Genomic DNA, 19,402 nt, shown 5'->3' with positions numbered 1-19,402 from the left:
AGTGAAAACTGTCCCTCTGGGCTTTTATCCCTTAGGTGTAGCGTCGAAATCGCCAATGACGATGCCAATGATCGGCAACGCCTCAGCTGTCTTGCACAAGAGAAGCATGATAGCCGTGCTTCATTGTGCCATTCGCGCCAGCGCCGCTCGGACCTGCCTGCCGCACATGCGGCAACGGAACCCTAGGCACTCTTTCACTCGTAGTCAAACGATTTACGGTCGTTTGGTAGAAACTCTCGGGCCATATTCCCAACCATTATACGAGTAGCGATGTATGGAGTATGCTATTCAATCTATCACAAGTCGACTCATTTCGACAAGACTGCCGACCAATAAAATTTTACCTTTTCACAGGCTTGTTGCGCACGCTTTGGGTAATCTTTTTCCACTTCTCTTTTTCCTGGCTTTGCAGCTTTTTATCTTCCTTGCGAGCCAAATGGGCCAGCTCCCGCTGCAGCTTCAAATAGCTGTCATAGCGGCTTTGCTCCAGCTCGCCGGTTGCAAGCGCCTCTTGGATCGCGCAGCCCGGTTCTTTTTGGTGACGGCAATTGCTAAACCTGCAAGACGCCCCCAGCGACTCGATATCGTCAAACGCCTCGCTGAAGCCGGAATCAGCGTCCCATAGCTGCAGCTCGCGCATGCCCGGCGTATCGATCACGGCCGCACCGGAATCCAGCAAAATCAGCTCGCGATGCGTCGTCGTGTGGCGCCCGCGATCGTCGCCTTCACGCGCGGCATTGACCTCCATGCGGTCATCCCCGATGATCCGGTTGATTAAGGAAGATTTGCCCACGCCAGACGAGCCCATCAGCGCAATCGTTTTTCCCGGCTGCAAATAAGGGGCAACGCTTTCGATGCCCTCATCGCGCAGTGAGCTGGTCACATGGATCGGCACGCCGACTGCCACCGCCTCCACCTCACGGACGAACCGCTCGGGATCATCGCACAAATCGGCCTTGGAAAGCAGGATGACCGGATTGGCCCCGCTCTCCCACGCCATGACCAAATAGCGCTCGATCCGTCTTACATTAAAATCGTTGTTCAACGCATTTACCAGAAACACCGTGTCTACATTGGCAGCGACGATCTGCTCATCCGTCGTATCCCCTGCGACTTTGCGAGAGAACTTGCTTGTGCGCGGCAGCACGGCGTGAATCGTTGCCTTTCCTTCTTCCACGCGCGGGGAGATCACGACCCAATCCCCGACAGCGGGAAAATCTTCGCGCCCAGTCGCCGTATGCCGCAGCTTGCCCGTCACTTCCGCCAACAGTTCACCCTGTTCCGTATAAACGCGGTACAGCCGCTTATGTTCAAGGGCGACTCTGCCCACTGTGTATCCTTTTCCTTGAAAAGCTTGGAACTCTTGCTCAAAATGTTCATTCCAACCTAATTGTTTCACGTTCAACGGGATTCCTCCTGATACTTGTTAGATTCAAACGAATGGTAGTTCCTCACGTTTGAGATCACAGGAGTTTCCTCGCTTTAACCCGTCTGTCACATACAATTGCCCGTTTTAAAAGGAGGACCCTGCGACCTCATATCCTGCAATCTGTACGGCAACTCGTTTCATCATCATCATTTAACATCTCTCCTTTCAAATTGGCCGACGGCTTTTTCGGTTAGTCTCCACCGCCGCCTCCACCATCAGAACCACAGCTTCCGCTGCTCCCACAGTCGTTCGAGTTCGAGCCCCAGAAGCTACTGCCGCCATCGCTGACAAAGCTGCTGCTGTCCGAGGATGTGTAGCTGTGCCCACCACGTGTGCTGCTTCGATTTTTACCGGATGCAATGCCGATCACGACAGCGATCGCGATAAAGAGAAAAAGTCCCCATACCATCCAATCCATTGATGGTTCCTCCTCTCAAACGATGGTCTGACACTATTATCGTATCACAAAACGCTTGTCAATTCTCCTCTTCTCTGGATAAAATCGACATTATTTGATCAAACTCGCTATATTCCATGTCATTTGCCTGAATTTCCAGCCGAGCTTGCCCTCCAGGATGATATTGACGCCGCATTGCCGCGTCCAGACCATGCCTTTACCAGGACCTAGCCCGATGCAAAAGATGTCCATGTAGCTTTTATGGACGGGGGCTGGCTTGCCCTGCAAATCCGCCAGCATCACCTTGCCCAGACGCGCTGCCTGGCCTTTCGCTTCCTTGCATGTCATCATGTCCGCACGCCCGCTCTGCGGGTCTACGATGTGTGCGCAATCCCCAATGCTGTATACGCCTTTCATCCCTGCCACCCGGTACGACGCATCTACAATCAACTGGCCTTTCGCCGACAATGGCAGCCCAAGGGATCCAAGAAGAGGATTCGGCACGAGCCCAAGCGTCCATACGCACAGCCCCGCATGGATGGCACTGCCGCCGGACAGCTCTACTTTGTTGTTATGTGCTCGAAGGGCCTTTTGCCCGTTGATCACCGTCACTCCTAAATCTTGCAAAGCGCGTTCCAGCTTGTGCCCCATCTTCGCCGGTCCTTCAGGGAACAACGCATGTTTTGCATTGACCAAATACACTTTCACAAATTCGGGATCGAGCCCCAGCCTCGACGCCTCCTCGCGCATCGCGTGGGCAAGCTCAGCGGACGTCTCGATGCCGCTTATGCCCGCTCCTGCCACCGCCAGCGACATCAACCGCTGACGCTCATCCTTTCCCTTTTCATGCTGTGCTTTTTTCAGGTTGGCCCGCCACATTTCGCGAATCGATTCCGCCGCTTCCAGACTGTTCAGCGCAATCCCGCCAAGCGCCGGGTCTGCACACCTGACCGTGCTGCCAAGCGCTAGAACCAGAAAATCGTAGTTAAGATACTGCTGCCCACCCGCCTGATCGAAATACATCAGATTGCGTTCCGTTCCATTTAACCCGGCCACGGTGCCTTGGATCACCTGAACCTCCGATGGTACGACTTGATTCAACGGCAGGGCGATCTTTTCTTCTTGGGCAGCCGGCTTGAACAAGAGCACTTTGCGCAAATGGTGTGGCTCCTTGTCAATCAAGATCACCCGCATGGTTCGATCCGTTATACGCTCTCCCATCGTCTTGCAAATCGCCTGCACAGCATTGATCCCGGCGTAACCGCCTCCGACAACGACACATGTGTTCATCTTCAAACGAATCCACTCCTCATGTTGGTTTTGCAAACAAAACGAGCGACATGGTTCGTTTGTGACAAATGGTATTGAGAAATTTTCAAAATGGCTGACCTTACAAAAAAAACAGCGCATGGAGCCTTTTGCGAGACCCCATGCGCTGTTCTTTTTGTCATTCCATTGCAAACACTTTGTTTAAGCGCGTCAGCTCAAACAGCTCAAGCACGCTTCCTTTCAAGCCGATGATTGTGACAGCCCCGCCGTTTTGAATGGCCCGCTTCTGGATCGCGACCAGTACGCCAAGGCCTGAGCTATCGATAAACGTGACATTGCTCATGTCGATGCGCAGATTTTTGTGCCCATCTTGTATATATTGAAGCATTTCCTCGCGAATCAGCGCCGACTCCTCTACATAGATATCGCCCTTCAACTGAACATCCACATTTCCGTTCGTTGCGGTAATTTGGTAATTCATCTGCTGCCCCTCCTCTTCTTGCCTAAAGTTTAAACACATGCACGCTCGTGCTGAGCTGCGTCGCCATCGCGCTTGTCTCCTCGGCGCTCGCTGTAATGTTTTCCATCGCCGCACTCGTCTCTTCCGTAGCTGCCGACACTTCCTCGGAGATGGACGCGGTGTTTTCCACCACGCTCGAGAGCGTATGAATCAATGAGACGATCCTGTCAGAGCTTGCAATCTCCTCGTCAGTTACTTTTGCGATCCCGTTTACATCCTTTGCCGTCAGCCGGACAGCTGCCAAAATGTCGTCGAGCGCTTTTCCGGTGAGCACGATCGCCTGTGAGCCTTCTTCCACCGCTATCCGGCTTTGCTCAGTCGCAGCTACGGCATGTTGGGTGCTGGTCGTGATTTTCGCAATCAATTCCGCCACTTGCTTCGCGCCGTCCGTCGATTGTTCCGCCAGCTTGCGCACCTCATCGGCCACCACGGCAAAGCCTCTACCTGCTTCGCCCGCTCGCGCCGCCTCAATCGCCGCGTTTAAGGCTAGCAAATTGGTTTGCGTCGAAATTTGCGTAATCGTATCCGTGACCAGTCCGATCTGTGCCGAATATTCATGAAGCGTTTCTATCGCTTGTTCCATTTGCTCCGTAGACGCTTTTATGTGATCCATTAATCCGATCGTTTTACTGACGGTTTCGCTTCCCTCGGTTGCGGTCGCAAGCGTAATACCTGAACTGGCTGCTGCGGATGTGGCCTTGTTTTTGGCGATTTGGATCAGCGATGACAGCTCCAAAAGCACCTTGCTCGCATCCATGACAGCGTGGCTGCCCTCTTCTGCGCCGCTTGCCACCTGCTGAGTCCCCAGTGAGATCTCGCCGACTGCTCCCGCTACTTCCTCTGCCGAAGCGGCCATTTCCTGCGACGTGGCAGCGAGCGTGTCGGATGCACCGCGGACTTCCCCGACGATTTGGCGCAAGGTCACCTCCATCTTGTGGAAGGATCTGCTCAGCTGGCCGATTTCATCCTTGCTTTTTTCCGGTACCATGTTCCCTGTCAAATCGCTTTGCGCGATCATTTCCGCATGCTTTGCGATGTTTTTCAGTGGGCGCGTAATCAGTCGCCCGACGAACAAGCCGATTCCGATCGCAACCGCCGCTGCAGCGATGATGGCTCCCCAAAGCATCGTGCGGGTATGCAAAAACGCGTTGTGATTGTCCAAAAGCAGCTGATCAGCCGCCTTTTTGTTAATCGCCAACAGCTGCGCGATATTGTCCGATACTTTATCGAACGGCTCCTGGCCCGCCTTTAATGACTGGAGAACGCTTTCGGTCTGATCCGATTTGAGCCCTTGAATCGATTGCTGCGAAAGCCCCTTGAATTCTTGCCAATTTGTGGTGAACTGCGTATATAGCACCTTTTCGTCCGCTTCCATGTAGCTTTTGCCATAGTCGGCTGCCAACTGCTCGATCTCTGTCATGTTCTCTTCTGCCGTATCCGTGAGACTGGTATTTTTCGTCAGCACGGCTGCCAACAGCACGACCCGAATATTTTCCGCTTTTTTGCCGATTTCGCCCAGCTGCGCGACAGGCACTAGCCGATCCTGATACATCCATTCCCCGTTTTGGTTCACTTCCTCGATCTTGGTCACGGCATATGCGCCAAGCAGCGCAATGATGAGGCAGATACTCAAGTACGAGGCGATCAGCTTCGTAGTCAACTTCATGAATAATTTCTCCTTAATGTGGCGGGGAAAACGGCTTACCGTGTTTGACCGGCAATGTTTTGACCATCAAAACCTCGTTCCCTTGCCGATTGTACGTAATTTTGTCAGCTGCTTGATTCATTAATAGTAGACCTCGGCCTGACTCGTCATACAGGCATTTTTCGAATGGGTCTCCTTCTTCCACGTTGATTTGTTTGAGTTTTTCGTTTGCGTGAAAACCGGGACCATCGTCTTTCACACGAATGATGAGGCGCCTGCCGTTTTGAACGCGGAGCCTGACGCGCACACCTCTTTTGATGTCTTTTTTGCCCCCATGCTCCCACGCATTGTTAATGGCTTCCATCAGTGCGACTTCCATCAACGTAGAGTTCCCTTCCAAATTCTCGCGCACATACTGGATGACATGCGGCCGGATCTTTTGAAAGACATCGAGTGTAGTAAAGGTAAACTCCAGCTCTTTCATCATGCTTCCATCCTTTTTTCATGACCTTGCTTCGGGTAAATCGTGAATATTGAACAAAATTGCAGACGCGTCGTCTTTGTGCTTTTGCGTGAAAATCAATTTTTTCAGATTATCGGTCATTTCGTCGAAGCAGGGGAGCTCTTGTTTGTAGTGTGCGGGCATTTTGTCATAGACGCCATCCGTCATCAAATAGAAGCTATCGCCTGGGTGAATTGGCAAAACGTGCTGTTCATACACCGCCGATTCGCTCAAGGCGAGAAACATCCCGGGAGCTTTGATTACCCCGCTCATCTCTTTCGTGGCGGCGAGAAAGTAATTGATCCCGCAGGACACATAGGTAAACGTGCGAGCACGAAGATCAAACTCGAAGCAAATCGCTGCCGCGAACGTATCCTCCGTGAAATAACGCATGGACTCCCGATTAATCCAGCTCACCTTTTCCTGCAAAGACAGCCCGAGCGACGCCGCTTGCAAAAACAGGACCCGCAGGACAGACGCCTGCAAGGCGGTCGACAGGCCGTGCCCCATCACATCGATCAAATAGCCGAACAGCTTTTCGCTGTTCATTAGCCACTTGTAATCATACAAGTCCCCGCTGACATAGTGGGAAGGCTTGAAAAAGGAACGAATCGTCACCCATTGATCCTGGTAATCAGGCGGAAGGAACTTGCGCTGGATTTTGCCTGTGAGCATCACATCTTTGCGCACCTGCTCCCGCTCGGATATATCCCGGAAAATGGCGACGTAATGGGTTGTGTGGCCCATTTTGTCCTTGATCGCATTGATCGTGAGCGATTCGGGATACACCTGCCCGTTTTTACGCCGATTGTAAATCTCTCCTTGAAAGTAGCCGTCCTCCAAGAGCGAGTTCCACATATGCTGATAAAATTTCGCTCCTTGTTTGCCCGATTTCAGCACGCGCGGGTTTTTGCCGATGACGTCAGCGGTACTGTAGCCTGTTACTGCTGTGAAGGCCGGGTTCACAAACAAGATCGTCCCTTCCACATCCGTCACAAAAATGCCGTCGCTGACGCTTTCGAACACTTTACCGGCCAGGGTGATCTCTTCCTCCATCAGCGTCCGCACGGTGTTATCACGGCCTTGAATCACTAGGTAATTCAGCTCACCCGCCTGTTTGATAATCGGAATCATCTTAAGCACAAACACGCGCGTCGCCCGCCCATCGTCATAGCGAAACGGCAGCTCACATTCTACGATCGCTTTGCGCTGCCATGCGCTGGCGCAAGCTTCATCAAAACAGGTCCACAGCTCATGCTCCCAACCAGCTTCCTGCAGCAGCTCTCGCGTGCATCTGCCCTGATATACGACTCCTTCCAATTGTAAAAGGCGCAGTGCGACCCCGTTGGCAGCAATCCAGCCCCCATGCTCATCCTGCACCAGCATGAACTCCGGCAACGCATGAAGATATGTAAGTAAATCGCCTAGATTGCTGGACACCAGCTACTCCATCTCCTCTCTACAGACTGCCTGCATCCTTAAGCCATGCCCTCTTCTTCTCGCAAATCTATCGTCTTTCGTCCAATGGATAGCTTCATCATAGAGGTGGTCCCTTTTGACTACAATCAGGATATTCCCTGATATCTGCAATAAAAAACCACTAAATTCGTCATTATTCTTTTTTACGTTAATCGGTTATTTTGACAAACACCGATATAGAATTCACAAAAATGAGCAAATCCGACTGTTTCGCTTCTTTGTTCGTAAGACTTTCGACAGAACCCACACGAAATATAACGAACAAAAATATGGGCTTCCAAAACGCAAAAAGACGATCGCTCTTGTTAGAACGATCGGTCTTTTTACTATACGTTAAATCGGGCAATCATCTGCTGCAGTTGCTCGGACATTTTCGCCAACGAGGCGGCCGATGCCGTAATCTCTTCTACAGAGGCGAGCTGCACCTCGGAAGCATTCGATGCCGCCTGTGCACCCGCTGCACTATGCTCGACGACCGCAATCATCTCGGAGAAGGACGCAGACAGCTGGTCCGTCCCGCTCGTCACTTCGTGAGACGTGTCGCGCACCTGCATAATTCTGCCGGTCACCTCGTCCACCGCCGTCTGGATTTGCCCAAACGATTCGCCCACCTGATGGACGAATCGGATGCCTTCCTGCACCTCATCCGCGCTCTGCTTCATGGATTGAACCGCACGCTTGATCTCGTTTTGGATATCGACAATCAATTCGGTGATCTGACGAGACGATTCCGCTGACTGCTCCGCCAGCTTGCGTACCTCGCCTGCCACGACGGCAAACCCTCGTCCGTGTTCACCCGCCCGCGCTGCTTCGATGGCTGCGTTCAGCGCAAGCAAATTGGTTTGCGCCGCAATTCCTGTGATCGCCTCTACAATCTTTTCGATCTCTTGGGAGTCTTTTCCCAGCTCATTGATGTGATCGGCCAAGTCATGCACCGTCTTGTTGATCGAATCCATCTGGGCAATCGCTTTACCGATCCGTTCGCTCCCCGCTAGCGCGATTGAGGAGGTTCGTTCGGCATAGCCCGAAACCTCAGTAGCCCCCACAGCGATCTCACTGAGCCCACCGGCCATTTGCGTGAGCGCCGCAGCGTTTCCTTTTATATGAACGACCTGCTTTTCCGCATCGTGAGCCGCCTCTTGGATGCCGAACGCGATCTGCTCACTTGCCTTACCGTTTTGCTCGATGCTTGCCGTCAGCTCTTCGGCCGACGCCATCACCATCTCTGCGTTTTGTCCGACCTGGCGAATCAGCTCGCGCAAGCTCGAGGTCATCCGGTTAAAAGAAGCAGCCAAATCGGCCAGCTCGTCCTTCGTCCCGACCTCGATCGTCTTGGTTAAATCCCCTTCCCCATCGGCAATCTCGCCCAGCTGGCGGCTGATCCGCCTGATCGGCTTGACGATCCCTTTGATCAAGAGGAGCGCAAAAACAACCGATATCACAAGCGCGCTGGCTGCCCCTGCGATGATGGTCAGCTTGGCCTGATCTGCCGCTTCCGCCGTTTGCGCTGACGCTCCGTCCACGATATTGCTCACATTTTTCAAGATTTGCTGGTTGATCTTGTTGAACTCATCCATCGCGCGCTTTCCGTTGCCCAGCTTGTCCAACGCTTCCTGCTTCTTCCCGCGCTTGACCAGATCGACCTGACTGTCGAAATACTCCTGCAGCAACTTGATTTGCGGATACGCCTTGTTTTCGATCAAATCCTTCATGACCGGATGGTTTTCTTCATACGTTCGGATTTGGGCCAAATCTTTGACCAGCTCTGCCGTCCCGATGAAGTACGGTTCCAAATACTCTTCTTTCTCTACCAGGATGTAACCGCGAACCCCGGTTTCAAGCTGCACCAAATCGGTGTGCAGATCCCGCGCCGCCTCCCCGATGACCATGGCGTCATGCACGATCTCATCGCTTTTCTGCTCCATCAGCGATGTTTTCCAGTAGCTCATGCCGCCTGTCGCAACCATGACGAGAATGATGATGACGAATGAGAGCGTAATCTTGGCCTGTACGGTAAAACGGATTCTGTTTCTCACGCAAAAAGCCCCCTTACCATCGCGTTGTTTGTCTATTGTAAAGCGTGGTATTCACTCATTGTAAAAGGATGAATATAAAAATTCAAAATATTTTCACTGTATAACATTCCAGACATTTTCTCATCTCTTATACACTCCCCTTTTTCACGTGTACGCCAATTTAGACAGTTGCCGTGAAAAGACGGTTAAATCCGTTTGGCACAAGACTTGCGAGAATGCAAGCGAGGACATTTCCTAAAACAAACATGGGAGAGGAGTTTCAAAATGGCCAAATTTGAAGGTGTTTATGTCGCGATCGTCACCCCCTTTACCGAGAGTTATGAAGTTGATTACAAGCGTCTACATGAGCTTTGCGATTGGATGATTACACAAGGGGTACATGGCCTCGTGCCATGCGGTTCTTTGGGCGAATATGCTTCTCTTACTGCGGAAGAGCGGGCAAAAGTAGTCGAAACGGTCGTCGCGGCTGCGAAGGATCGCGTCCCTGTTGTTGTCGGTTCCGGTGCTCCTTCCACCCAGCAGGCGGTCGGATGGGTCCGTCAGGCGAAAGAGGCTGGTGCAGCAGGGATCATGGCGCTACCGCCGATCAACTACCGTCCGCTGGAAAATGAAGTCGTCGCTCACTATGAAGCGCTGGCGAGCGTGGGGCTGCCAATCATCGCCTACAACAACCCGCACGACTACAAAGTCGATCTGACGCCGGATCTTTTGGCAAGGCTCAGCAAGATTGAAAACATTGTCGGTGTGAAAGAATTTTCCGGAGATGTGCGCCGCGTTCACGAGATTTTGGCAAAAACCGATTTGGAAGTGTTGATCGGCGTGGATGATTTGGCAATGGAAGGACCGCTCTTCGGTGCGACCGGTTGGATCGCAGGTGTTCCAAACGCATTGCCGAAAGAGGGAGTCGAGCTGTTCCGCCTATCCCGTGAAGGCAAGCTGGACGAAGCGATGGAACTGTATCGCCGCCTGCTCCCGCTCTTCCACTACGATGCGAGCCCACAGCTTGTGCAATCGATCAAATATATGATGGAGCTAGCAGGGTTCCCAGTGGGTCCGACTCGTCCACCGCGCCTCCCGCTTTCTCCCGAGTATTATGCCGGGATCAAGGAAGCGTACGATTTCGCTGTTCGCGGGTAAACCAATGCGGCTGTGCCACTTTTTTGGCGCAGCCTTTCCCCGCATTCGCCATGGCTTTGTTCGAATAAATGAGACACTGCCAATACATTTTCGTTAAAGGAGGCAAACAGATGGAGAGCAAAAACTGGATAGGGGGCGAGTGGATCACCCCCACCGGCAACGAAGCGGTCGTCACAAGCCCATCCAATGTGGAAGAACAGGTCGGGTTGATTCGGTATTCCGACGCGAGTCATGTGCGGGCAGCAGAGGAAGCGGCCCGGCATGCCTTTTCGTCTTGGTCGCGTCTGACTGGTGCCGCCCGCGCCGAGCATTTGTCCAAGATGGCAGCGGTGTTGGAACGAAATGTGGATGAATTGGCGACGCTCGCCAGCCGCGAAATGGGCAAGCCAATCAGCGAGATGCGCGGAGAAGTGGTCCGCGGCATCAATCTGCTGCGCTACTATGCAGGGGAAGGCGTGCGCGCCATCGGCAGCGTTATCCCATCTGCGGATACGAATGTGCTCCAATACGCCAAGCGCGTACCATTAGGGGTCGTCGGTATCATTACTCCTTGGAACTTCCCCGTCGCAATCCCAATTTGGAAAATTGCCCCCGCCCTCATCTGCGGCAATACAGTCATCTGGAAGCCAGCCGACATCGCTTCCTTGACCGCGGTCCGGATGTCTGAGCTGTTTGCGGAAGCGCAGCTTCCTGCAGGCGTCCTGAATCTGGTCATTGGCAAAGGACGCGTGATCGGCAATACCCTGCTGAATGAAGCTGCGCTCGATGCCGTCAGCTTTACCGGCTCGACATCGACGGGACAAGAGGTTGCCGTATCGTGCGCACGGCGCAATATCAAGTATCAGACGGAAATGGGCGGTAAAAATGCGGCGATCGTGCTCGCGGATGCTGATCTGGACAAGGCAGTCCCGATGATCGTAAGCGGCGCCTTCCGTTCTGCCGGCCAAAAGTGCACGGCTACCAGCCGGATCATCGTCGAGCGGAGTGCGTTCGAGCCATTCGTGGAGAAGCTCGCTGCCGCTGTCGCAGCACTCAAAATCGCACCGGCTCTGGATCCTGCTGCCTATCTCGGCCCCGTGGCTTCGCGCGACCAGTTTACGAAAGTGAATGAATATGTAGAGCTTGCCCGCAAGGAAGCGGAGATTGTCGCCGAAACGGCTCCTGTTGCATCAGGGGAAAACGGCTATTTCATCAGCCCGCTGATCGTGCAAGGGGTCGGGGCAAGCCACGCATTGGTCCAGGAGGAAATTTTCGGACCTGTGGCTACCTTGCTGCAAGCAAGCGACTTTGAAGAAGCGATTGCGCTTTGCAACCAGACGGTATTTGGCTTGAGCGCTTCGGTCTTCACAAGCGACCTGTCCAAAGCGCATCGTTTTCTCGATGAGGCACACGCAGGCATGGTGCGGGTCAATCAGGAGACAGCGGGCGTCGAGTATCAGGCGCCGTTTGGCGGGATGAGGCTCTCCAGCTCGCACACGCGTGAGCAGGGCCAAACTGCCCTCGATTTTTACAGCCAAATCAAAACGTGCGCGATCAAGCATACGCTCTGATCCGTGCCGAATGTCAGGCGGTTCCCTTTGGTGGACCGCCTGTTTTTTTCGATTATCCCCTTCCCCATGTGGACAGAAGCAAGTCGAGCAACAGCAAAACGAAAACCAGCGGCAGCCACCATGCGGATTTTCGTTTTGCCATTTGTTTTGCTTGTGGGGGAGGCGTAGCTTCATTGACGATGCGCATCCATTCCATGGATCGATCCCCTCCACCTATTGGTAGCCGCGAAAAGGTGAATCCGCAGCATGAAGCTTACGCTTACAGGGTAACCTCGACTCCCAAGCCCAGCGCTTTCGCCTTGTCGACCATCGCTTTGGCGACGACCACGTCCATCGCAGCCAATCCTACCGACTTGAAGACGGTGAGCTCATCCTCACGCTCGCGACCGTGCTTTTCCCCTGCGGCGATCTCGCCCAGTTCAGCATAAATGCGCTCCGGCGCGAACACGCCTTGTTCGATTGGCAGCAGGAGATCGCCCGTCTCGTCCAGCGCGCCTTCCACCGATTCCACAACGACCTTACCCGCCCGCGCGATCACATCGGTCGGCAGCTCCTGCATCGTCGGCCGAAACGAACCGATCGCATTGATATGTGTGCCCGCTCCGATCGCTTGCGCGGAAAAGACCGGTGTCGGAGAATTCGTCGCAGTGATGACGATATCTGCCCCGCTGACGGCATCATCAGCCGTTGCAGCAACAATTACCTCGACCGTTGTCCCGAACTGCTCTGTCAGCTCTGCTGCGAAGCTTTCTGCCTTTTGCTGGCTGCGGTTGTACAGGCGAATCTGATCGATCGAGCGCACGGCTGTGACTGCGTTTACCGCACCGCGCGCCTGTGCCCCCGTGCCGATGACGGCAAGCGACCTGGCGTTCTCGCGTGCCAGATGGCGGGTCGCCAGTCCGGAAGCCGCGCCAGTCCGCAGCACTGTCAAATAAGAGGCCTCAAGCATCGCAACTGGCTCGCCGGTCATAACATCAGCGAGGATGACTACGCCGTAAATCGTTTTTTTTCCTTTTTCACCGTTCTCGGGAAAGACGGAGACGAACTTAAGACCGAGGCTATCGGTCGCTTCTACCAAGGAAGGCATAAAAATCGAGGTGCCGTTTCCTTTCTGTACAGGCAGAAAGGTGCGGATCGGGGATAAGGCACGATGTGCAGAAAATTCTTGCAACGAAACGCTCACGGCGTCGATTGCCTCATGAACAGATAGGATCGCTCGTTGATCCTTTGCGCTTACAATCAGCAAATAATTTCCTCCTCTCTTTTCATCAAAACACATGCTCGTACGCTCAGCTAAGCAAAAACCCACTGCCGAGCGGATCGGTCGGATCGACCACAAACTGATGCAGGCCTGTGATAAATGCCTTGCCTTCGATGGATGGGATGATGGCCTCGAATTCGCCCACCTTCGTATCCGCGACGACATGAGCGACGAACTGGCTGCCAACAATGCCTTCATGGACGAAATTTTCGTTTTGCGTAAGCTGCCCGCGTTTGTACAAGGTAGCGATGCGTGCAGCCGTACCTGTGCCACAAGGGGACCGGTCGATTTGCTCATCGGCAAAGATCGTCACGTTGCGCAGATGGGAATTCGTTTTTTTCGGCTCATCGGAAATGATGACTCCGTAAATCCCTTGCAGCTGCCCCTCCAGCGGATGCTGCACCGCCATCCGCGATTCGATCTGCTCCTTGATGGCTCGGCCCCATTTCTGAAGCTGCGGCAGCTGCTCGATCTCCACGCTGACACCCAGCTCCTTGGCGTCGACGATGGCGTAAAACGCGCCGCCAAACGCAATGTCGACAAAGAAGCTGCGCCCGTCAAGCTCAATTCGCACATCCTGGGCAAAGACAAACGACGGCACATTCTCAAAAGAGACGGATTTTACTTCCGTACCATCACATTTCGCATACGCAATGATTTTTCCTGCTGGACTGTCGATGACAATGCGTGGATTGTCCCCTTTTATTTGCAAATAGCCGGTTTCAATCGCCACGGTCACGACGGCGATGATGCCGTGTCCGCACATGGTGGAAAAGCCTTCGTTATGCATGAACAATACGCCGAAATCGGCATCCTCGCTGACAGGCGGCGTGATGACGCAGCCGTACATGCCATGGTGGCCGCGCGGCTCATGCATCAGGACACGGCGAATATCGTCCAGATGCTCGCGGAAATAGGCCCGCTGCTCCAATATCGTCGAGCCCTTGAGCGGGGGAATCCCTCCTGTGATGATGCGCAGCGGTTCTCCGCCTGTATGTGCATCGATGGTGGTATACAGTTTTTTTGCCTGCATAATAGCACCCCTTTTTCGTTTAGTGATCGTCCGCTGGCGGAATCAGCAGGAAGCCTTCTGCCAATTCGTCACGCTCATCGATAAAAAACTTGTGGATCCCCATGATCCAAGCCGAACCGCTGATCTGCGTAACCACCGCTGGCAATCCGCCCACCTCAGCTGTGGCGAGCACGCGCCCGCGAAACAAGGAGCCGACGATGCTCTCGTGAACGAATTCGTCCCCTTGCCCGATTTCCCCTTTGGCAAACAAAACCGCCAGCTTCGCCGATGTGCCCGTGCCGCATGGTGAGCGATCGATTCCTCCCGGCGGCACGATGACGGTATTTTTCACCGTTGCCTCCGGGTGTGTGGGTTCGGCATAAAACTCCACATGCGTCACCCCTTTGATGTACGGCGCCTCCGGATGGGCCACTTCTACCGCGGTATTGATCGCCTTGCGAATTCGCACCGCCTCCTCGACAATGCGGGAAGCATTGGATGGCACCAGCTCGAGTCCGATCTTGCGCGCATCGGTGATCGCATAAAAATTGCCGCCGTAGGCAATGTCGCAAGCAACCTGTCCCAGCCCCTCCACCTCTACTTCGATGCTGTCATAAAGAAAAGCGGGGACATTTTGGAACGTCACTTGTCTGGCTTTGCCATCCGCAACCTCGATTGCCACCTCCACCAGCCCTGCCGGGGTATCCAGCTTCAGTGTCGTGACCGGCTCTTCCACCGGGATCATGCCCGTCTCTACCAGCGCGGTGCAAAAGCCGATGGTATCATGACCGCACATCGGCAAATAGCCGCCCGTCTCAATATAGATCACGCCGATATCGGCCTCTGGGTGACAAGGGTCCACCAAAAGCGCCCCCGACATCACATCGTGACCGCGCGGCTCGAACATCAATAGCTTACGAATCCAGTCGTGCTCGGCCTTCATTTCCAGCATCTTCTCCGACATGGTGCGCCCCTTCAGCTTGGGCAAGCCGCTGATCACTGTCCGAGTGGGATTGCCGCCCGTATGTGTGTCGACTGTCGAAAACATTTTTCGTGATTTCATCTTCCACCCTACTTTCTTTCTATCGATTTCTGGCCATAAAGCGCTCCAGTCGAAGCGGCTCGGTCGGGATGCTCGTCACCGACTGTTCGGTCAAAAGCTCGCAGACAAGCTTGCCCGTTATCGCAGCCAAGCTAATCCCGTCGCCCTCATGGCCTGCCGCAATGATCAAGCCGGGCACCTCCTCCACGCGCGAAACGATCGGCAGATGGTCCTCGGTCCACGGCCTCAGCCCACAGTAGGTGCGAATCAGGCTGAAATCGCCGATTTTCGGATAAAACCGGGTTGCCCTTCGTGCCATGCAGCGCACGACATCCAAGTCGACGCGCGTGTCGAACCCGACGAATTGACGGCTGGATCCGATCAAAAAGTTTTGGCTTTCCGTCGGTTCGAACACGAGCGCCACCCCGTATTGCTCGGTTTCAGGGTCGACTTTGCGCTTGCCACCAAACTTGGAGATCAAATAACCGAATTCCATCACCTTGCGCAGCCCGACATTTTCCTGGCGGGTGGCGACGATCAGATGACCCTTGCGAGGATGGATCGGGATGTCGATTCCGACCATTTGCCCGATACGCGGGGCCCAAACGCCTGCTGCATTCACCACCTGCTTGGCCGTGATTTCCCCTCTGCTTGTATCGATATGAAACTGCCCGCCCTCACGCCTAACAGCTGTGACGTCTGTCTTTTGCAAGATGCGCGCACCGAGCTTTTTCGCGCCCTCAAATAAAGAAAAGGTCATCAAATACGGATTCACAGTCGAATCAGTGGCGCATTCCAGCCCACCCAGCAAATCGTCAGCGAAAAATTTGGATTCGTTGCGGATATCTTCGCGATCAAGCATGCGAAAAGGCAGTCCGATCTCTTTTTGTCGATTGACCCACTGCTGTGCGGCCTCCATCTCCTCCTCGCTTTCGCAGACGAGGATGCTGCCGGGGGCTCGGTATTCAAAGGGATGCTCCAGCTCTGCCGCCAAGTGCGCGACAAGGTCCTGGCTTTTACGCGACATCAGGCTGTCGAAGCCCGGATCTTTATCGATCGCCAGGATGTTTCCATCGCAGCGCGACGATGTGCCGCAGGCCAACTCGCCCCGCTCCACCACGATGACATCCAGCCCCGCTTTCGCTGCGTAGTACGCAATCGCGCTCCCGATGATTCCGCCGCCGATGATCGCGACCTCAGCATTCGTTTTATTCGTCATGGCGAAAACTCCCTTGATGAAAAATGGTGTGGTATGCAGCTTGCAACGAATCGAAGCGGTTGCATCGCTACTTCATTAGCTAGCAATTGCTATGCCAGCTCTTCCAGACGCAATTCACTGATGATTCTGTCTAAAAATCTTTACGCGCTTCCGGTTCCGTGTATAATGAACTGGAAAGTGACTAAAAAATCATACATTTTTAGCAAAAGGAGGGCTTTGCCATCAAACATAAATTGCCTTTGCTTGCTGAAGTGATGAAGTCTGCTTTTCCCGTCGATCGTCCTGCCTCCGATCCGTCATGGACAGGTCTGCCCACCGTTCCCGTCGACACTGCGCTGACAGACGCTGCGGAACGGTTCGGCGCGAGTGAAGAGCTGCTTGTTGTCAATGCCCAACACGACATCATCGGCTATTTGACCAAAACAGACGCGCTAGCGGCCATCGCCAGCGCTTACCAATATTTGGAAACCTATTTCGATACGATCATTTCCACGGTCGAGGAGTCCATCTCGGTCATCGATGAAAGCGCCAACATTATCGTCTGGACGGAAGGCGCGGAAAACATTTTTTCCGTCGCGGCCGCTGACGCCATCGGCAAGCCGATCACCGACTTTTTTCCCGTCGACATGCTGATGACGCTCAAAACGCTGCAGACCGGAGAGTCCGTCTACCGCAAGCAGCATCAGCCGCGCGAGGATTTGTTCGTCTTGATCAACTCCAACCCGATCCGGCTTCATGACCGCATTATCGGCTCGGTTGCCGTTGAAACGGACGTGACTAGCCAGGTGCGGCTGAATCAGGAGCTGTATCACGCCACGTCCAAAGTGCACAGCCTGCAGCAGGAGGTAGCCAAGCTAAGCCCCTCTGCCGATCCGTTCTACAACATCAAGGGCAGCAGCCTCGTCATCAAAAAAATTACCGAAAAGATCAAAAAAGTCGCTTCCACCAAAGCGACCGTGCTGTTTTTAGGCGAAAGCGGCGTCGGCAAGGAGCTGTTCGCACGCGCAACCCACGACATTCGCGAGAACCCCGATGCACCTTTCATCGCGATCAACTGTGGAGCGATCGCGCCGACCTTGTTCGAAAGCGAGCTGTTCGGCTATGAAAAAGGCGCATTTTCCGGCGCGGACCAAAAAGGCAAAAAAGGGATGATCGAGCTGGCGCGCGGCGGCACCCTGTTCCTCGATGAGGTCGGAGAAATGCCGCTCGACATGCAGGTGAAGCTTTTGCGCGTGCTGCAGGAGAAGAAGTATTATCCGGTTGGCGGCACGAAGCAGGTTGAGGCCGACTTTCGCGTGATTGCAGCCACCAATAAAGACTTGGCAGAGCTGGTCAAGCAAGGGCAGTTCCGCGAAGACTTGTATTACCGCCTTAATGTGGTGACGATCAAAATCCCACCTCTGCGCGAGCGGATCGAGGACATCATCGAGCTGTGCCACTTTTTCCTCTATGAGTTTTCCATGCGCTACAACCGACCCATCAACAGCATCTCGCAAACAGTCATGCAGGAGATGCTCGCCTACCAATGGCCCGGCAATATCCGCGAGCTGCGCAACACTGTGGAGCGTCTGGTCGTATTCGCGACGGATGGGATCATCAAGGAAGAGGATCTGACATTCCCGCAGCAGGCCAAGCAAAAAACATACGCCAGCCTGCTCCCAGACGAGTTGATCAATTTGCAGCAGGAGCTCGATGTGCATGAGAAAAAGGTGATCTTGCATGCGCTTGAGCTGGAAAAAGGCAACAAGCTGGCGGCGGCCAAACGACTCGGAATTTCGCGGGCGACCTTGTACAACAAGATGAGCAAGCTGAACATTCCCGTGACCTGAACGATTCTTTGTAAAACAAAAAAGGTATATGAGGGCAGATCGTCCCCATATACCTTTTCCCTTTTTTCGCTGCTACTCACTGTAGCCGTTCGGATGTGATTTATGCCAGTTCCATGCGCTCTCGATGATTGTTTCCAATCGAGTGTAGGCTGGCTTCCACAACAATTCATTCCGCGCTTTACCCGATGATGCGATGATGATGGCAGGATCGCCTTCCCTTCGTGGGCTCACACTTGCCGGAATCGGATGTCCCGTAATCAGGCGTGCCTTCTCCACCACTTCTCTCACAGAAAAACCGATGTCACTGCCCAAATTATACACTTCGCTTCGGTTATGCTTACGCAGGTGCTGCAAAGCCAGCCAATGCGCTTTAGCCAAATCCATGACATGGACATAATCGCGCATGCAGGTCCCGTCTTGAGTCGGGAAATCGTCGCCAAAGATTTGGATCAGACTGCGCTGATCGAGAGCTACTTGAAGGATAAGCGGAATCAAGTGGCTCTCCGGCCTGTGATCTTCGCCGATCATCCCATCCGGATGGGCGCCCGCAGCATTGAAATAGCGCAACGAAATAGAACGGACCCCATAAGCCCGTTCGCACCAGCGAAACATGTGTTCCATCGCAAGCTTCGTCTCTCCGTAAGGGTTGGTCGGCTCTGTCGGGTCACCTTCCTGAACCGGTATACGCTTCGGTTCGCCATATGTTGCTGCAGTCGAGGAACACACGATTTTTTTCACACCATGATCAATCATCGCGCGAAGGAGTGTATAAGCCCCGAGCAGGTTGTTGTCATAATACTTTAGCGGTTCGAGCACACTCTCCCCGACCAGGGAACTGGCTGCGAAATGAATGACCGCTTCGATCTCCTCTTTCCGAAAGATGGCATCCAATACATGGCGGTCACGAATATCTCCTTGATAGAACGTCCCGCCGACAATCGCCTTTTTATGTCCTGTGCTGAGGTTATCGATGACCACGACCTGCTCACCTTGTCGCAGCAGCTCGGCCACGGTATGGCTTCCGATATAACCCGCTCCACCTGTCACGAGAACCGCCATCTTCACCCACTCCTTG

At 53.8% G+C, this 19,402-nt stretch carries 17 protein-coding genes and 1 riboswitch; of the genes, 3 read left to right on the top strand and 14 right to left on the bottom strand.

Going from position 1 to position 19,402, the window contains the following annotated elements:
- Nucleotides 1–181: 181 nt before the first annotated feature.
- A riboswitch (purine riboswitch) is annotated at nt 182–284 on the bottom strand.
- A gap of 56 nt (nt 285–340) precedes the next feature.
- From rsgA to EDM56_RS16495, 8 genes are all read right to left on the bottom strand, one after another.
- Nucleotides 341–1,405 carry a ribosome small subunit-dependent GTPase A gene (gene rsgA, locus EDM56_RS16535; protein ID WP_122918975.1) on the bottom strand — a complete coding sequence of 355 codons (1,065 nt, stop codon included), beginning with the start codon at nt 1,403–1,405 and terminating at the stop codon, nt 341–343.
- Nucleotides 1,406–1,619: 214 nt separating this feature from the next.
- Nucleotides 1,620–1,847, bottom strand: coding sequence for a hypothetical protein (locus tag EDM56_RS16530; protein WP_122918974.1), 228 nt, complete (start codon nt 1,845–1,847; stop codon nt 1,620–1,622).
- A gap of 90 nt (nt 1,848–1,937) precedes the next feature.
- A complete protein-coding gene (locus EDM56_RS16525) occupies nt 1,938–3,116 on the bottom strand; it encodes an FAD-dependent oxidoreductase (protein WP_183192497.1) in 1,179 nt (392 codons plus the stop codon).
- A 157-nt stretch (nt 3,117–3,273) separates the two neighbouring features.
- On the bottom strand, nt 3,274–3,576 hold the full coding sequence (locus EDM56_RS16520) for an STAS domain-containing protein (protein WP_122918972.1): 303 nt from the start codon (nt 3,574–3,576) through the stop codon (nt 3,274–3,276).
- Nucleotides 3,577–3,598: 22 nt separating this feature from the next.
- Entirely contained in the window at nt 3,599–5,281 is a 1,683-nt protein-coding gene (locus EDM56_RS16515; protein ID WP_122918971.1) for a methyl-accepting chemotaxis protein, read from the bottom strand.
- 13 nt (nt 5,282–5,294) lie between these two features.
- On the bottom strand, nt 5,295–5,747 hold the full coding sequence (locus EDM56_RS16510) for an ATP-binding protein (protein ID WP_122918970.1): 453 nt from the start codon (nt 5,745–5,747) through the stop codon (nt 5,295–5,297).
- A 15-nt stretch (nt 5,748–5,762) separates the two neighbouring features.
- Nucleotides 5,763–7,202 carry a SpoIIE family protein phosphatase gene (locus tag EDM56_RS16505; RefSeq protein WP_122918969.1) on the bottom strand — a complete coding sequence of 480 codons (1,440 nt, stop codon included), beginning with the start codon at nt 7,200–7,202 and terminating at the stop codon, nt 5,763–5,765.
- A 365-nt stretch (nt 7,203–7,567) separates the two neighbouring features.
- Nucleotides 7,568–9,277, bottom strand: a complete 1,710-nt coding sequence (locus EDM56_RS16495; RefSeq protein WP_122918967.1) for a methyl-accepting chemotaxis protein — start codon at nt 9,275–9,277, stop codon at nt 7,568–7,570.
- 264 nt (nt 9,278–9,541) lie between these two features.
- On the opposite strand from EDM56_RS16495, the gene EDM56_RS16490 reads away from it, so the two are divergent.
- Together EDM56_RS16490 and EDM56_RS16485 are read left to right on the top strand one after the other, a co-directional pair.
- Nucleotides 9,542–10,414, top strand: a complete 873-nt coding sequence (locus EDM56_RS16490) for a dihydrodipicolinate synthase family protein (protein WP_122918966.1) — start codon at nt 9,542–9,544, stop codon at nt 10,412–10,414.
- A gap of 110 nt (nt 10,415–10,524) precedes the next feature.
- Nucleotides 10,525–11,964, top strand: coding sequence for an aldehyde dehydrogenase family protein (locus tag EDM56_RS16485; RefSeq protein WP_122918965.1), 1,440 nt, complete (start codon nt 10,525–10,527; stop codon nt 11,962–11,964).
- A 52-nt stretch (nt 11,965–12,016) separates the two neighbouring features.
- Here EDM56_RS16485 and EDM56_RS31510 read toward each other — a convergent pair whose 3' ends face one another.
- The 5 genes from EDM56_RS31510 to EDM56_RS16465 form a co-directional block, all read right to left on the bottom strand.
- The gene (locus EDM56_RS31510; protein ID WP_183192474.1) at nt 12,017–12,160 is read right to left on the bottom strand and encodes a hypothetical protein; all 144 of its coding nucleotides are present in this window, start codon (nt 12,158–12,160) and stop codon (nt 12,017–12,019) included.
- A 63-nt stretch (nt 12,161–12,223) separates the two neighbouring features.
- Nucleotides 12,224–13,210: an NAD(P)-binding domain-containing protein gene (locus EDM56_RS16480; protein WP_122918964.1), complete on the bottom strand. Its 987-nt coding sequence runs from the start codon at nt 13,208–13,210 to the stop codon at nt 12,224–12,226.
- Nucleotides 13,211–13,253: 43 nt separating this feature from the next.
- Nucleotides 13,254–14,258, bottom strand: a complete 1,005-nt coding sequence (locus EDM56_RS16475) for a proline racemase family protein (protein WP_122918963.1) — start codon at nt 14,256–14,258, stop codon at nt 13,254–13,256.
- A 19-nt stretch (nt 14,259–14,277) separates the two neighbouring features.
- Entirely contained in the window at nt 14,278–15,300 is a 1,023-nt protein-coding gene (locus EDM56_RS16470) for a 4-hydroxyproline epimerase (protein WP_122918962.1), read from the bottom strand.
- 19 nt (nt 15,301–15,319) lie between these two features.
- Complete coding sequence (locus EDM56_RS16465; protein ID WP_122918961.1) at nt 15,320–16,498, bottom strand: NAD(P)/FAD-dependent oxidoreductase; 1,179 nt, start codon at nt 16,496–16,498, stop codon at nt 15,320–15,322.
- Nucleotides 16,499–16,752: 254 nt separating this feature from the next.
- On the opposite strand from EDM56_RS16465, the gene EDM56_RS16460 reads away from it, so the two are divergent.
- The gene (locus tag EDM56_RS16460; RefSeq protein ID WP_183192473.1) at nt 16,753–18,327 is read left to right on the top strand and encodes a sigma 54-interacting transcriptional regulator; all 1,575 of its coding nucleotides are present in this window, start codon (nt 16,753–16,755) and stop codon (nt 18,325–18,327) included.
- 72 nt (nt 18,328–18,399) lie between these two features.
- Here EDM56_RS16460 and galE read toward each other — a convergent pair whose 3' ends face one another.
- Complete coding sequence (gene galE, locus EDM56_RS16455; RefSeq protein WP_122918959.1) at nt 18,400–19,386, bottom strand: UDP-glucose 4-epimerase GalE; 987 nt, start codon at nt 19,384–19,386, stop codon at nt 18,400–18,402.
- Nucleotides 19,387–19,402: the final 16 nt, after the last annotated feature.

It is taken from the genome of Brevibacillus fluminis, from assembly GCF_003710825.1.
Classification (GTDB): Bacteria; Bacillota; Bacilli; order Brevibacillales; family Brevibacillaceae; genus Brevibacillus_D; species Brevibacillus_D fluminis.
Note: the sequence above shows the minus strand (reverse complement) of the source record. Positions and strands in the feature narration are given on the sequence as shown.

Coding starts and splice junctions, on each gene's coding strand:
- EDM56_RS16515 (WP_122918971.1), bottom strand. CDS start 5,281: ATGAAGTTGACTACGAAGCTGATCGCCTCGTACTTGAGTATCTGCCTC.
- EDM56_RS16485 (WP_122918965.1), top strand. CDS start 10,525: ATGGAGAGCAAAAACTGGATAGGGGGCGAGTGGATCACCCCCACCGGC.
- EDM56_RS16465 (WP_122918961.1), bottom strand. CDS start 16,498: ATGACGAATAAAACGAATGCTGAGGTCGCGATCATCGGCGGCGGAATC.
- EDM56_RS16470 (WP_122918962.1), bottom strand. CDS start 15,300: ATGAAATCACGAAAAATGTTTTCGACAGTCGACACACATACGGGCGGC.
- EDM56_RS16520 (WP_122918972.1), bottom strand. CDS start 3,576: ATGAATTACCAAATTACCGCAACGAACGGAAATGTGGATGTTCAGTTG.
- galE (WP_122918959.1), bottom strand. CDS start 19,386: ATGGCGGTTCTCGTGACAGGTGGAGCGGGTTATATCGGAAGCCATACC.
- EDM56_RS16525 (WP_183192497.1), bottom strand. CDS start 3,116: ATGAACACATGTGTCGTTGTCGGAGGCGGTTACGCCGGGATCAATGCT.
- EDM56_RS16490 (WP_122918966.1), top strand. CDS start 9,542: ATGGCCAAATTTGAAGGTGTTTATGTCGCGATCGTCACCCCCTTTACC.
- EDM56_RS16530 (WP_122918974.1), bottom strand. CDS start 1,847: ATGGATTGGATGGTATGGGGACTTTTTCTCTTTATCGCGATCGCTGTC.
- EDM56_RS31510 (WP_183192474.1), bottom strand. CDS start 12,160: ATGGAATGGATGCGCATCGTCAATGAAGCTACGCCTCCCCCACAAGCA.
- EDM56_RS16460 (WP_183192473.1), top strand. CDS start 16,753: ATGAAGTCTGCTTTTCCCGTCGATCGTCCTGCCTCCGATCCGTCATGG.
- EDM56_RS16510 (WP_122918970.1), bottom strand. CDS start 5,747: ATGATGAAAGAGCTGGAGTTTACCTTTACTACACTCGATGTCTTTCAA.
- EDM56_RS16475 (WP_122918963.1), bottom strand. CDS start 14,258: ATGCAGGCAAAAAAACTGTATACCACCATCGATGCACATACAGGCGGA.